Source organism: Agrobacterium sp. 16-2014-1-2a (assembly GCF_053522705.1).
Genome location: NZ_JBNWBX010000001.1, coordinates 836,086 through 850,188 on the forward strand (window position 1 = coordinate 836,086; position 14,103 = coordinate 850,188).

Below are 14,103 nucleotides of genomic sequence, written 5' to 3' on the forward strand. Positions count from 1 at the left end.
AATGCGCGAATGATCAAAAATGCCTCAATCGAAGGCACGTTTGACTGTGGATACGCAATCGAGGTCTTTCAGCTGCGACAGCAGCTGGTTGAGTTGCCGCAAATCCCAGACTTCGACATCCAGCGCCAGTTCGGAGAAATCCGTGCCGATGCGGACCATATTCAGGGCGCGTATGTTGACATCCAGCGTCGCGATTGATTGCGCCACGGAGGCGAGCGTGCCGGGTTCGTTCAGCGCGTTGATCATCACCCGCGCCATGAAGCGCGACTTGTTCGCCTCATCAAGATCCCAGCGGACATCAATCCAGCGCTCCGGCTCATCGTCGAAACGCTGCAGCGCCGGCGCCTGAATGGGATAGATGGTGATGCCCTTGCCTTTTTCCATGATGCCGACGATGCGATCGCCCGGAACGGCGCCGGCGGCACCGAAATGCACATCGACATTGCCGGAAAGGCCACGGATGGGCAGCGGGTCCGGTCCATCGAGCATTTCGGCTGCGCCATCGTCTTCCAGAACGGAGCGCGACTTTCCGGGGATCTTGAAGACCATACCGGAAGCGCTGCGCATGTTGAACCAGCCGTCGTCGCCGGTCATCTTCACCGTCACGCGCTCGTCCTGATAATCCGGATAGACTGCACGCAGCACGTCGAGCGAGGAGACCTCGCCGCGTCCGACGGCGGCGATAGCGTCTTCCACATCCTTCTGCGCCAGGCGATGCAGCACAGGTTTCAGCGCGTCACGCGAGAAGGCCTTGCCGGCACGTTCGAAAGTGCGCTCCAGAATACGGTAACCGAGACCCGAATATTGCTTGCGAATGGCCATGCGCGTGGCGCGGCGGATGGCCGAGCGGGCTTTGCCCGTCACCACCACCTCTTCCCATGCAGCGGGCGGAACCTGCACGCCGGAGCGGATGATCTCCACCTCGTCGCCATTGTTGAGCCGGGTCACGAGCGGCATGATCCGCCCGTTGATCTTGGCGCCAACCGTGGTGTCACCGATATTGGTGTGTACCGCATAGGCGAAATCGATGGGCGTCGCGCCGCGCGGCAGCGCAATCAGCTTGCCCTTGGGCGTGAAGCAGAACACCTGGTCCTGGAACAGTTCCAGCTTGGTGTGTTCGAGGAATTCTTCCGGGCTGTCGCCTTCTGCCAGCGATTCGATGGTGTGGCGCAGCCAGGAGTAGGCGTTGCTCTCCGGCGAGAGCAGATCGCCCTCCCCGTTTTCGCCGTCCTTATAGAGCGCATGGGCGGCAATGCCGAATTCGGCGATTTCGTGCATGCGCTTGGTGCGCAGCTGCAACTCGATACGCTGGCGCGAAGGGCCAACGATCGTGGTGTGGATGGAACGATAGTCGTTCTGCTTCGGCGTGGAGATATAGTCCTTGAAGCGACCGGGTACCACGCGCCAGCGGGTGTGGACAATGCCGAGTGCGCGGTAGCAGGAGGGAATATCGTCCACCAGAATGCGGAAGCCGTAGACGTCGGACAGCTGCTCGAAAGAGAGCGATTTCGACTGCATCTTGCGGAACACCGAATAGGGCTTCTTCTGACGCCCCTTGACGCTGGCGCCGAGAAGGCCATTCGCCACGAGTAGCTCGCGCAATTCGTCCTCGATCTTCTTGATGAGCCCTTCGTTGCGCGTTTCGAGTTCCTGAAGGCGGTTGGTCACCGTCTCATAGGCTTCCGGATTGAGGTAACGGAAGGACAGGTCCTCCAGCTCGTCGCGCATGTCCTGCATGCCCATGCGGCCGGCCAGCGGCGCATAGATTTCCATGGTTTCTTCGGAAATGCGGCTGCGTTTGTCCGCCGGCATATATTCCATGGTGCGCATGTTGTGCAGGCGGTCGGCCAGCTTCACCAGAAGAACGCGCACGTCGTCGGAAATGGCAAGCAGTAGCTTGCGCAGGTTTTCGGCCTGCTTGGCCTTGCGCGTGACGAGATCGAGTTTCTTGAGCTTGGTCAGCCCCTCCACCAGTCTGCCGATATCCTCGCCGAACAGCTCGTCGATTTCAGCGCGGGTAGCGGTGGTGTCCTCGATCGTATCGTGCAGCAGCGCCACCGCGATGGTCGATTCGTCGAGATGCATTTCCGTCAGGATGGCGGCAACTTCCAGCGGATGCGAGATATAGGGGTCGCCATTGGCCCGCTTTTGCTGGCCATGTTTCTGCATTGCATAAACATAGGCCTTGTTCAGCAGGGCCTCATTCGCATCCGGTTTATATTTTTGAACCCGCTCAACGAGTTCGTATTGCCGCATCATGCGATATTCCACAAAAAGAAAGCGCGCCAACCTTGGGGTCGGCGCACAATGCTGCATCAATAGGGATCAGATTATGACGGCAAATATTGACAGACGGTAACCACCGCCTGCCAATGGCGTCATAAAGTCAGATCAATAGTCGTCATTTTTTTCCGGCGGCACAAGGCCTTCGATACCGGCCAGCAGTTCTTCTTCCGACATCTGGTCGAAAGTAACGGTTTCCGGCTGGTCGTCCTCTTCGCCATCGGCAGTAGCGGAGGCTGCCAGCGTAACCGGATCGGGCTCGGGCTCGTCCACTTCCACATGCTTCTGCAGCGAATGGATGAGGTCTTCCTTGAGGTCGTCGGGCGAAAGCATCTCGTCGGCGATTTCGCGCAGAGCGACGACCGGGTTCTTGTCGTTATCGCGGTCAACCGTGATGGACGAGCCCTGGGAAATCTGGCGCGCACGGTGGCTGGCGAGAAGGACCAGCTCGAAACGGTTGTCTACTTTATCAATGCAATCTTCAACTGTGACGCGGGCCATTGCCTGTCCTTTGCGAGTCGTAATGTCGTGGATCAGAGCGCCGTGCTTTCTTGAGGATGCACAAGGGATGCTCTAACCTATTGAATCTGCGCTTCGTGCCTTGCGAAAAACGCTTTGGATTCCTCGCGACGAAGCCTTCCAGCTTCCGATACAGCCATTGGCCGCGGAATTCAAGTTTTTCCTGTCTTTGGCGTCTTTTGGCACCTTATTGCCCTTGTTTGGCGTCTGATGAACAAAATGTCTAGAAGAATTGTCTTGGAATACGGGTGAAGTTACCTTACTTAAAACGCAACGGCGCTACGCAAAATTCGTTGATACGACATGATTTTTCGCATTTGCGACCGGAAATAAAAGCCAGATAATGGCCTTTCCAAAAAAGGAATGGGATGGAATGTTCGATCCACGGGAGAAAATTGCGCTCTTTATAGATGGAGCCAATCTTTATGCAGCATCTAAAAGCCTGGGGTTCGATATCGACTATCGCAAGCTTCTTAAGGCGTTTCAGAAGCGCGGATACCTGCTGCGCGCCTACTATTACACCGCATTGATCGAGGATCAGGAATATTCCTCGATCCGCCCTCTGATCGACTGGCTGGATTATAACGGCTACAAGGTCGTGACGAAGCCGGCGAAGGAATTCACCGACGCGCTCGGTCGCCGCAAGATCAAAGGCAACATGGATATCGAACTTGCTGTCGATGCCATGGAACAGTCAGAGACCGTCGATCATCTGGTTCTGTTTTCCGGTGACGGCGATTTCACCAAGCTGGTGGACGCGCTTCAGCGCAAGGGCCGCAAGGTTTCCGTGGTGTCCACCATGGCAACGCAGCCCGCAATGATCGCCGACGATCTGCGCAGGCAGGCAGATCACTTCATTGATCTCATGACCTTGAAGGCCGAAATCGGGCGTGACCCGAACGAGCGCCCTGCCCGGCACGTCGAAAGCCCCGAGACGATCTGATACCGGTTTTTAAGCCGCCGACCTAATGAGAACGCGTCCGTCTGCAAGGCGGGCGCGTTTTTGTTTGGCGTCACAACCGTGTATTCCTGCCGGAAAATTCCTCTTAAAATTAACAAACATCAAATTCGGCCAGTCAAAATTATATCTTGGTTAATTTTAGACGTGTCTAAATCACCCAACGGCACCAACGACATGATTTCGGTGTCAAATCAGGATGTTCAGACATGCATGGCCAAGTAAAAACCAATCAACAACTCGACGAAAGACTTAATTTTCTGGGGCTTGGCCAGGAGCAACGGCAAAACCTTTCGGACATGAAGGGCGTCATTACAGGCTCGCTCGACGCCTCTCTCGACCGGTTTTATGCGAAGGCGCGCTCCGTGCCGGAAACGGCGAAATTCTTTGCAAGCGACGCGCATGTCCAGCATGCCAAAGGCATGCAGATGAAACACTGGGCAAGAATTGCCTCCGGCACCTTCAACTCGGACTATACCGATGCCGTGACGGCCATCGGCCGTACCCATGCAAGGCTGGGGCTGGAGCCGAGATGGTATATTGGCGGTTACGCGCTGATGCTTGATGGCATCGTCAAAGCCGTTATCAATTCGGAACTGAAGGGCCTTTTCCAGGAAAAGAAGGCCAAGAAGCTGAACGACGCCCTGACGGTAACGATCAAGGCCGCCCTTCTCGACATGGACTATTCGATCTCCGTCTACCTCGACGTGCTTGCCGCCGAGCGGCTGAAGGTCGAGGAACAACAGGCGCAGATGAAGAAGGAGCAGGAGCACGTTCTCGAACTGCTCAACAACGCCCTGAACAAGCTGGCGAATGGCGACCTCACCTCCAGCATCAACGAAAAGACTGCACCGCAATTCGAGGGTCTGATTGCCAATTTCAACGCTGCGGTCGGCAATCTCGCGGGTGCGTTCTCGCAGATCGTCGAGGAAGCCAACAAGATATCAGGCAATACGCGCGAACTGACATCGGCTACCGACGACATGGCCCGCAGAACGGAGCAGCAGGCAGCAGCCCTTGAGGAAACCGCCGCCGCCGTGGAGGAAATCACCACCATTTCCAAGCTTTCGGCGCAGCGCTCCGAAGAAGCCAAGGCCATCGTCGAAAGCTCGGCCGCCGAAGCGGCGCGGTCACGGGATGTGGTGACGGAAGCGGTAAAAGCGATGGGCGCCATCGAGGAATCGTCGCAGAAGATCACCCAGATCATTTCCGTCATCGACGAGATTTCGTTCCAGACGAACCTTCTGGCGCTGAATGCCGGTGTGGAAGCCGCGCGTGCCGGTGAAGCTGGCAAGGGTTTTGCCGTCGTCGCCCAGGAAGTGCGCGAGCTGGCACAGCGTTCAGCCAACGCCGCCAAGGAGATCAAGACCCTCATCACCAAATCCTCGGAGGATGTGATGCAGGGCGTATCGCTGGTCAATAAAACCGGGCAATCGCTGAATACGATCGGCAACAAGGTGGATCATATTCAGGAACATATCACCTCACTGACCAAGGCGGCCCAGGAGCAGTCCGTCGGCATTCAGGAAATCAGCGCCGCCATCAACAGCATGGACAATCTGACCCAGAAGAATGCGGCCATGGTGGAAGAAACCAACGCGGCCACGCATAATCTGAGCGATGTCAGCGCCAATCTGGCGGCACTGGTCAGCCGGTTCAGTGTTTCGGCGTCCACGTCCTATGTGGAGCGGACTTATAGGGCGGCGTGAGAGCTGTCTATTCAAGAGGCGAAAGCATCCCCACTCTCATTTCTGTGCTTGTCACAGCAATCTAGCCAGACCAAATCCTTGGGCTGAAAAGAACTCTCTCGCCGCGCGGACGCGCGGCGGCTTGATTCCTGCGACAAGTGCAGGAATGAGGGATGAGCTCTAGGCGTTGTTGCCCTTCAGCAGCCGCGACTTCTGCCGGTTCCAGTCGCGTTCCTTCTCCGTCTCGCGCTTGTCGTGTAGCTTCTTGCCCTTGGCCAGTGCCAGTTCCAGCTTCGCACGGCCCTTTTCGTTGAAATAGACCTTCAGCGGCACCAGCGTCATGCCTTCACGGTTGATGCCGGCGCGCAGACGGTTGATCTCGCGCTTGTTCAGCAGCAACTTGCGACGGCGGCGCGGCTCGTGGTTGAAGCGGTTGGCCTGCAGATATTCCGGCAGGTGGGAATTGATGAGCCAGATTTCATCGCCCTCGTCCGATGCGTAGGACTCGGCGATATTAGCCTTGCCTTCGCGCAGCGCCTTGACCTCGGTGCCGGTCAGCACCAAACCCGCCTCATAGGTGTCGATGATTTCGTAGTTGAAACGAGCCTTGCGGTTTTCCGCAACGATCTTGTTCACCACGCGCTGGCTGCCTTTGGGGGCCATGATATTTCAATCCCTTGTTTTTCTTATTGCGCCTGCGGCTTGTCCGCCACGAGCGGTTTTCACGTTTCTATTTAGTATCGTCGTTACGAAAAGAAAAGGCGCGCGAAACGGCTTCTGTCGCGAAGCAGTCCCATTGCGCGCCTTTCGGGTTTCAGGTGTCCGTCAGTTCATCAGGCCGGCGTGCTTCAGCGCCGCGTCGATTGCCGCTTCCGTTGCCGGTTCCAGCGTGCTCATCAACGGCGAGCGGACCTTGCGGTTGCCGCCACGGGTCTTCGAAAGCGCATATTTTGTGCCGCAGACACCAGGTTCCATAAAGATGGCCCGGTGCAGAGGCATCAGGCGGTCCTGATACTCCAGCGCCTTGGCGTAGTCGCCTGCAAGCATGGCCGCCTGGAATTCAGAACAGAGGCGTGGCGCAACATTGGCGCTGACCGAAATGCAGCCGACGCCGCCATGGGCGTTGAAGCCAAGCGCCGTGCCATCTTCGCCGGACAGCTGGATGAAATCCTTGCCGCAGGAAATCCGCTGTTCGGAGACGCGGTCGAGCTTGCCCGTCGCATCCTTGACGCCGACGATGTTCCTGTGCGCCTTCACAAGCGCACCCATGGTTTCCGGCGACATATCCACCACCGAACGCGGCGGGATGTTATAGATGACGATCGGCAGTTTCACCGCTTCCGCAACTGCGGAAAAATGGGCGAAAAGCCCCTTCTGCGTCGGCTTGTTGTAATAGGGGGTGACCACCAGCAGCGCATCCGCGCCGGCATCCTGCGCGTGCAGGGCAAGTTCGATCGCTTCATCGGTATTGTTGGAGCCAGCGCCCGCGATGACCGGAACCCGTTTCGCCGCTACCTCGATGCACAGCTCGACCACACGTTTGTGCTCGTCATGGGACAGGGTTGGAGATTCCCCCGTCGTGCCCACAGGCACAAGTCCGTTGCTGCCTTCGGCAATCTGCCATTCCACATGGGCGGCAAATGCCTGTTCGTCCACGGCACCATTGTCCGTAAACGGGGTAATGAGGGCGGGAATTGATCCCTTGAACATACAAAGCTCCTGGCGCCGAGCCGGTTCATGCTTCGGCCGCATTCGATGGTTAAAACCGGCACACATTAGTGCCAGCCCTTGGCGCCGACAAGCGCAAAGGCAGCCTATTTTGTCCGAAATTGTCGGAAGTGTGACAGTCGCGGAAGCTCACGCGGCAGGCAAAAAACGAGGCGGTGGAATTTTGCGCCGCTCGCAGACCGGTGAATAAAAGTTGATTGGAGTGCCGAGCGGAAAGTAAGGTTTCGTTAAGCACAGTCTCCGTAGATTCCAGAGCGGGATCTGAGGCGAAACTCATAGGTGCAACGCACTGGCGCATTTCGCAATCCCGCTGCAATGAAACGACAATACAAGAAGGTCGATTGTTTCCGTCCAGTGATGAAGAGCGGTATGAAAAAGACAGTTTGGGGATTGATGGCGGCAGGTCTTGCCGCGACCGTTTGGAACGCGCTGGCCGGCCCCGTGCCGGAAGCTGCCGTGCCGCTTCCCTATGTGAAGCCGAATGCGCCTGCTGTTCCCGCCTTCATGCCGGCCTCGCCCGAAATTACCGGCGCCATACCACGCCTTAACCGGCCTGACGATGCAAGCCAGCTTAAAGCGGGACTGGATGCGCTTTCCAGCCGCGACACGACACGCGCAATCGCCCTTCGCAACGCCATGCAGACAGGCAGTCTCGACCGGCATATTCTTACCTGGGCGATTGCCATTTCCGGGCAGAAGGACGTGCCTTCCGCCGAAATCACTACAGCCCAGAGCGAACTGGCGGGGTGGCCGGGTGCGGCGACGCTGCGCGCCAATTCCGAAAAGGCGCTTTACCGCGAAAATCCACCGGCACCCCAGGTGCTCGCCGCTTTTGGCAGCGGCCGGCCGGAAACAGCCGAGGGCACCGTTGTGCTCGCCAAGGCCCTCACCTCTTCCGGCAAGGCTTTGGAAGCACAACGCCTCATTCGCCAGCTCTGGGTGAGCGAAGGCATGGACAAGGACATGGAAGACCGTGTTCTTGCTGAGTTCCCCACTTATCTGACGCCCGCCGACCACAAGGCGCGGATGGATTATCTGATGTATCGCAGCCGAATCGGCCAGGCGAAACGTTTCGGTGATCTCGGCAAGGCGCAATCGCTCTACAATGCCTGGGCCGCCGTGCTGCAGCGCTCAGGCAATGCCGTGGCGCTGCTGGGCAAGGTTGACGCCAACTTGCGCAGCGACCCTGCTTTTCTCTTCGCGCGCATCGAAAATCTGCGCAACCAGCAGAAATATCCGGAAGCCGCAGCACTTTTAAAGCAGGCGCCGAAGGACACGGCAAAACTCGTCAATCCCGGCGAGTGGTGGAACGAGCGGCGAATCATCGCGCGCGGCGTCGCCGATCTCGGCGATTTTGCCGAAGCCTATCGCATCGTCGCCAATCATTCGGCCACATCAGCCGTCGATGTTGCCGATGCGGAATTCCATGCCGGCTGGTACGCGTTGCGGGCACTGCGCGATCCCGCGACGGCCTCACGCCACTTCAACACCCTTTTGCAGACCTCGAACCGGCCACTTTCCGCCTCGCGGGCTTATTATTGGCTTGGGCGGGCGGCGGAAGTGGGCGGGCCGGGCAACGCCCGCGATTTCTTCACCAAGGCGGCTGCCCATTCCGGCACCTTTTACGGCCAGCTTGCCGCCGCACGAATCGATGCAAAGACGCTGAACGTCACATACCCTGCTCCGAGCGCTGCCGACCGTGAACGCTTTGCTGGCCGCGAAGCGGTGCGGGCCATCGACAGGCTGGAAGCCGCAGGATACGGTTGGCGGGCCGACAGCCTCTACAGGTCATTGGCAGATCAGCTCGACAGCCCGGGCGAGCTTGCCATTCTTGCAGCAAGGGCGGAGGGCAACGGCAACCATCAGGTATCACTGCAAATCGGCAAGACGGCCTTCAGCCGCGGCATCGACGCGGCCGCCCTTGCCTATCCGCTCGGTGTCATTCCCGCCAGTGCCAATATTGCCGGCTCCGGCAAGGCGCTTGCCTATGCCATCGCCCGGCAGGAAAGCGCCTTCAACCCGGCCGCCGTCTCCGCTGCCAATGCCCGCGGACTACTGCAATTGTTGCCGGGAACCGCCAAGGGCGTGGCCGGGCGCCACGGCTTGCCCTACACTCAGGCGATGCTGACCAGCGACGCCGGATATAACGCCACGCTCGGCGCACATTATCTCGGCGAACAGATCGACAGTTTCGGCGGCTCCTACATCCTCACCTTCATCGCCTATAATGCCGGCCCGAAACGCGTGCCGGAATGGATCGCCCGCTATGGCGACCCCCGCGGCAAGCCTATCGACGATGTCGTGGACTGGATCGAGCGCATCCCCTTCCCCGAAACCCGCAATTACGTGCAGCGGGTGATGGAGAATTATCAGGTCTACAAGACGAGGCTGGGGCAACAGGCTGATATTGTCGATGACCTGCGTCATGGGCGGGCGGGATAGAAGACCGGTTCATCAGTTGACTACTGTCAAAATATCGAAGCACCGGCAGGCCCGGTGCTTTTTTTGTTTTCAGGATTTACCGCACTCAAACGAAAAAGCCCGGCTCGAGAGCCGGGCTTTCCATCACTGACAATGTCAGATCAGATTAGAACGAACGCTGAAGGCGAACGAAGCCCGTGACCTGATCGTCAGCGCCATCTTCGTCGTAGTAGTTTGCGGTAACCTTGGTGCTCAGACCTTCGGTGATCTTGTAGTCAACCGTCAGACCAGCGGTCCAGGCATCACGGTCACCAACGAAGTCACCATCAACCGGGTTGACGTCGAGCTTGCTCAGATATTCGAAGCCGGGCGTGATGGTCAGGCGGTCGGTAGCCTTAACAGCATACTCAACAGCAACAGCCCATTCAGACTTTGCGTAGTAAGCGTTGTCACCCGAAGCCCATACACCTGCGAGGCCGAACGTGCCCGGACCAACGTCTGCGAACAGGATGCCGCGCACCGCAACGTTCTCGGCATCGAAGTCGTAGCTGGCAATCAAGTTGGCAGAAACTGCGCCGAACTTGCCGCCGATCATGCCACCGATACCTACGTTGTTATCCGGATCGTAACGAAACTGACCGAACTGGCCTTCAAGCTCGTCAACCGAGATAGCAGCCTGGAAAGAACCTGCATCATAGGTGTACTTGATCGAGTTGAACAGGGTGTTCGTGGACAGAATGTCGGTTTCGCCATTCAGATCGTCGTCCCACCAGCTGTAGAACTTACCGACCTTCAGGCCGCCGAGTTCGATGAAGGCCTGGTCAACGAAAACGCTGGAACCAGAAGCGGTACCGTTGTCGGCATTGCCACGGAAGCCGATGAAGCCACGCAGAGCGCCGAGTTCGGTGTCGGTGCGTGTGTCGATTTCGAACTGAGCGCGCGTGAACGAATCCCAGTCAGACGTGCCGCCAGCAGCGGTGCCTGCGCTTGAACCGTTACCACGATTAAAGTCGGTCTGGAAACGGATGTAACCGCCGAACTTCAGGCAGGTTTCGGTGCCTGGGATGTAGAAGAAGCCGGTGCCGAAAGCGTCGCAAACGCGAACGTATTCCAGGGGCTCAGGCTCAGCAGCGACGATAGCGTCGGCAGCGTGAGCGCCGGATACTGCTGCGAGAGCCGCAGCGGAGCCGATCAAAAGGCTCTTGATGTTCATGGTTGACCTCCAGTCAAACGCTTAATCTTCTAAGCAGCGAGTGGGAAACACAAATCGATGCGTGCCGCTTATGGAGATGATTAGAGCCAAAACCGGCCGGACAGGCAATCGCAATCGTGACAAAAGGAAGACAGTAAGGTGCCCTTAGTTTTGCATTGTTGCGAAATAGCTACAATTCTAATTTCCCCAACTCCAATTCTTAATGAGTCGTTAATTTCTTATTTATTTCACATACTTACGAGGAATGGCAAAATTTCCTCGCGAGCTAGACTCGGCCCGCAAGCAGGATATCGACGCGATCAGGCCACGCGAACTTGTCAAAAGAGCGATTTACGGGGCTGTAGATTTGGACACGCTCGGCGCTCGGAACCGCCTCACCGCCCCGCTTGATATATTGCGCCCAAGCAAGAGATACTGAACGAATCGGCAGCCATGGACGCCGCCTGACGTCAGTCAGAGAAAATGGACTCGGAGCGCTGCAATCAATCGTGGCTGACCACCTTTGCAGTGATGCGTCACACGCGCCTTCCGAGGGCAGATTGACAGAAAATGAAAAAGCCCGGCTCGAGAGCCGGGCTTTCCTTCACTGACAATGTCAGATCAGATTAGAACGAACGCTGAAGGCGCACGAAACCGGTAACCTGGTCGTCACGGTTGTCGATGTCAACGTAGTTAACAGCGATCTTCGTGGAGAGGCCCTGGGTGATCTTGTAATCAACCGTCAGACCAGCCTTCCAGCCGTCGTCGTTCGAGAAGTCGTCGAAGGAAACGAGGCCGTAGTTGCCATAGTACTGCGCGCCGGGGGTGATCGTCAGCTTTTCAGTTGCCTTGATGGCATATTCAGCTGCAACTGCCCACTCGGAGACGTTGTAGTAAGCGTTTGCGCCAGAAGCCCAAACACCGGCCAGACCGAGCGTGCCCGGACCAACGTCAGCCGTTGCGATCAGGCGAACGGAGCCGTTTTCGCGGTCGGTGTCGTAGCCGCCGATGAGCTGGAAGGAAGCAGCGCCGAGCTTGGCGCCAACGCCGAGAGCAACACCAACGTTGTTGTCGGATTCGTTGAACGGACCAACAGAGATGCCTTCGAGTTCGTCAACCGAAGCGCCTGCCCAGAACGAGCCAGCGTCGTAGGTGTAACGAATGGAGTTGAACAGAGCGTTGGAAGACAGCTCGTCCGTTTCGCCAGAAAGGCCATCGTCCCACCAGCTGTAGAACTTACCGACCTTCAGGCCGCCGAGTTCGATGAAGGCCTGGTCAACGAAAACGCTGGAACCAGAAGCAGAACCGTTGTCGGCATTGCCACGGAAGCCGATGAAGCCACGCAGAGCACCGAGTTCGGTGTCGGTACGGGTGTCAACTTCGAACTGAGCGCGCGTGAAAGCGTCCCAATCAGACGTGCCGCCGTTGTTGGTGCCAGCGCTCGTGCCGTTACCATTCTTGAAGTCTACCTGGAAACGAACGTAACCCTGGAACTTCAGGCAGGTTTCGGTGCCCGGGATGTAGAAGAAGCCGGTGCCGAAAGCGTCGCAAACGCGAACGTATTCCAGGGGCTCAGGCTCAGCAGCGACGATAGCGTCGGCAGCGTGAGCGCCGGATACTGCTGCGAGAGCCGCAGCGGAGCCGATGAGAAGGCTCTTGATGTTCATGATTGACCTCCAGTCAAAGTTTTTAAGTGGGTCTGGGTACTTTTGCCGAAGGACAGCATTCCCTGCCCCATTCCCGTGTTCTTAGAAGCCAAACGATCCACCGCCTCGCTTCTGGTCGTGAAAATACAAAAGGTTTCGCCGCTTGCAATCGCCAACATCCGATAAAGCGCATTTACGTACATGCTTCATTTCGGTTTGTTGCGGAAACAGCACACAGTGGGCACACGGCCCATAGGCGGCTTTACCATGCGTTAAGAAATGACTTGAAAATCCGTTAGTTAGCGCGGTTAACAAGGTCTTTCTAAACTATAGGCCTTTTCAGAGATCCCTTGCCCCGCAGGGGAAGGGCGACGGAAACTTTTGCCCCGTTCCAGCCCCACCCTTAGTATGGCACCCTGGTGCGCACATAGAAACAACAGTGAAACCCGAGCTGTTCGCCACCGATTCCCCGATCAACGATTCGGCTCGCAGGCTCCGGCACTTCAATTGTTTGGCCGATTGCGTCCGCAAGCGTTATGGGACGAGTCGCGAAAACGGCGCGGGATACGAGTGTGCGTCACTTGGGTACAGAGTGCTTTGTAACTGCCTGCAAGAAACGAGGGGCAGAATCGCGTCGGCGCATTAGCTCTCTCCACTATCCTGCGGTTTATCGCTGGGGGCCGGAGTTTCGCGAAACGCGCTGAAGAACGAACTGGCATGCGGAAACGCATGCTTTGGGTGTCTGCTTGGAAGAAGTAGCTGTTTAGGGAGATTTATAATTTCAGGCTTCGTGCCGAAATGGCGGAGAGGATGGGATTCGAACCCACGATACGCTTTTGACGTATACTCCCTTAGCAGGGGAGCGCCTTCGACCACTCGGCCACCTCTCCGGTGCGGCCTGATTATTGCTTTAAAAAAATGAATGCAAGGGTTTTTCGCCAAGAAGCCGAAAAACCTGTTGGCCGAACACCCGCCAGCGAAACTTTGCGGGCGATTGGGGAACTTCTTCTCTTCCGGCACGTTCTGGCTTCGGTAACAAAAAGAGGTGTTCTAATGGCTCAGACCAAACTGAATGTTGTCGAAGATACGATCGAAAACCAGATTGCGGAGTTGCGTTCGCAGATTTCGTCTCTCTCCAAGTCCGTTTCCGCTCGTGCGGAAGGCGTTGGTGAAGATGCATCCGAATTTCTGGATGAGGCTCGTGGCCGCGTTCGCAAGGCGGCAAGCAATGTGCGCGCCCAGGGCCAGAACGTTGTGGAAGCAGTCAAGGAAAACCCCGGTACTGCAACCTCACTGCTGACGATCGTCGGCGCACTCGGCTTTGCGATCGGTTATGCGGTCGGCGCTGGTACGCAGCAGAGTTCTTCGAACAGCAGCCTTTACCGCTGGCGCTGATTGCCGCACTAGAGGTTAGAATTCAGGCAAGGCGGGATACGTTCCGCCTTGCCTGTTCGCATTTATTTCAGAGAATTGACGACCGGGGGCGGAAATGATGTTTAGCAGCGATCTTGAAGAAGCATTGTTGGATTTCGCGAGAGATCACGGCATTGACAGGGATGAGGCTATCCAGCGCATCGTCCGCGCCGCACTCATCAATAATGGTTATCTCGCTTCCGGCGAAGAAGGCATTCCGCCGGAAAAGCTGAACGCCAGCAACGATGACTAAGA

At 57.2% G+C, this 14,103-nt stretch carries 11 protein-coding genes and 1 tRNA gene; 5 read left to right on the forward strand and 7 right to left on the reverse strand.

Going from position 1 to position 14,103, the window contains the following annotated elements; translation table 11 throughout:
- Positions 1-24: 24 nt before the first annotated feature.
- Together ACQZ45_RS04220 and rpoZ are read right to left on the reverse strand one after the other, a co-directional pair.
- Positions 25-2,259: a RelA/SpoT family protein gene (locus ACQZ45_RS04220; protein ID WP_003512236.1), complete on the reverse strand. Its 2,235-nt coding sequence runs from the start codon at positions 2,257-2,259 to the stop codon at positions 25-27.
- A 132-nt stretch (positions 2,260-2,391) separates the two neighbouring features.
- Complete coding sequence (gene rpoZ / locus ACQZ45_RS04225) at positions 2,392-2,784, reverse strand: DNA-directed RNA polymerase subunit omega (RefSeq protein WP_003512234.1); 393 nt, start codon at positions 2,782-2,784, stop codon at positions 2,392-2,394.
- Between the two features lie 391 nt (positions 2,785-3,175).
- Between rpoZ and ACQZ45_RS04230 the strand changes: the two genes are divergently transcribed.
- Together ACQZ45_RS04230 and ACQZ45_RS04235 are read left to right on the forward strand one after the other, a co-directional pair.
- The gene (locus ACQZ45_RS04230) at positions 3,176-3,745 is read left to right on the forward strand and encodes a LabA-like NYN domain-containing protein (RefSeq protein WP_013635795.1); all 570 of its coding nucleotides are present in this window, start codon (positions 3,176-3,178) and stop codon (positions 3,743-3,745) included.
- 224 nt (positions 3,746-3,969) lie between these two features.
- On the forward strand, positions 3,970-5,469 hold the full coding sequence (locus ACQZ45_RS04235; RefSeq protein WP_113291438.1) for a globin-coupled sensor protein: 1,500 nt from the start codon (positions 3,970-3,972) through the stop codon (positions 5,467-5,469).
- A 159-nt stretch (positions 5,470-5,628) separates the two neighbouring features.
- On the opposite strand, the gene smpB is transcribed toward ACQZ45_RS04235, so the two are convergent.
- Positions 5,629-6,111 carry an SsrA-binding protein SmpB gene (smpB, locus tag ACQZ45_RS04240; RefSeq protein WP_003512228.1) on the reverse strand — a complete coding sequence of 161 codons (483 nt, stop codon included), beginning with the start codon at positions 6,109-6,111 and terminating at the stop codon, positions 5,629-5,631.
- Positions 6,112-6,273: 162 nt separating this feature from the next.
- Complete coding sequence (dapA, locus tag ACQZ45_RS04245; protein ID WP_019565353.1) at positions 6,274-7,158, reverse strand: 4-hydroxy-tetrahydrodipicolinate synthase; 885 nt, start codon at positions 7,156-7,158, stop codon at positions 6,274-6,276.
- Positions 7,159-7,545: 387 nt separating this feature from the next.
- Here dapA and ACQZ45_RS04250 point away from each other — a divergent pair, with 387 nt between their 5' ends.
- Positions 7,546-9,618 (forward strand): lytic transglycosylase domain-containing protein, encoded by a 2,073-nt coding sequence (locus ACQZ45_RS04250; RefSeq protein WP_041694347.1) that lies wholly within the window; start codon positions 7,546-7,548, stop codon positions 9,616-9,618.
- Between the two features lie 145 nt (positions 9,619-9,763).
- On the opposite strand, the gene ACQZ45_RS04255 is transcribed toward ACQZ45_RS04250, so the two are convergent.
- The 3 genes from ACQZ45_RS04255 to ACQZ45_RS04265 form a co-directional block, all read right to left on the reverse strand.
- Positions 9,764-10,810: a porin gene (locus ACQZ45_RS04255; protein ID WP_003512223.1), complete on the reverse strand. Its 1,047-nt coding sequence runs from the start codon at positions 10,808-10,810 to the stop codon at positions 9,764-9,766.
- Between the two features lie 605 nt (positions 10,811-11,415).
- A complete protein-coding gene (locus ACQZ45_RS04260) occupies positions 11,416-12,456 on the reverse strand; it encodes a porin (RefSeq protein WP_003512221.1) in 1,041 nt (346 codons plus the stop codon).
- Positions 12,457-13,234: 778 nt separating this feature from the next.
- A tRNA-Ser gene (locus tag ACQZ45_RS04265) sits at positions 13,235-13,325 on the reverse strand.
- A gap of 163 nt (positions 13,326-13,488) precedes the next feature.
- Here ACQZ45_RS04265 and ACQZ45_RS04270 point away from each other — a divergent pair.
- Positions 13,489-13,830 carry a hypothetical protein gene (locus tag ACQZ45_RS04270; protein ID WP_003512218.1) on the forward strand — a complete coding sequence of 114 codons (342 nt, stop codon included), beginning with the start codon at positions 13,489-13,491 and terminating at the stop codon, positions 13,828-13,830.
- Positions 13,831-13,924: 94 nt separating this feature from the next.
- Positions 13,925-14,101 carry a hypothetical protein gene (locus ACQZ45_RS04275; protein ID WP_192810515.1) on the forward strand — a complete coding sequence of 59 codons (177 nt, stop codon included), beginning with the start codon at positions 13,925-13,927 and terminating at the stop codon, positions 14,099-14,101.
- The last annotated feature ends 2 nt before the right edge of the window (positions 14,102-14,103 follow it).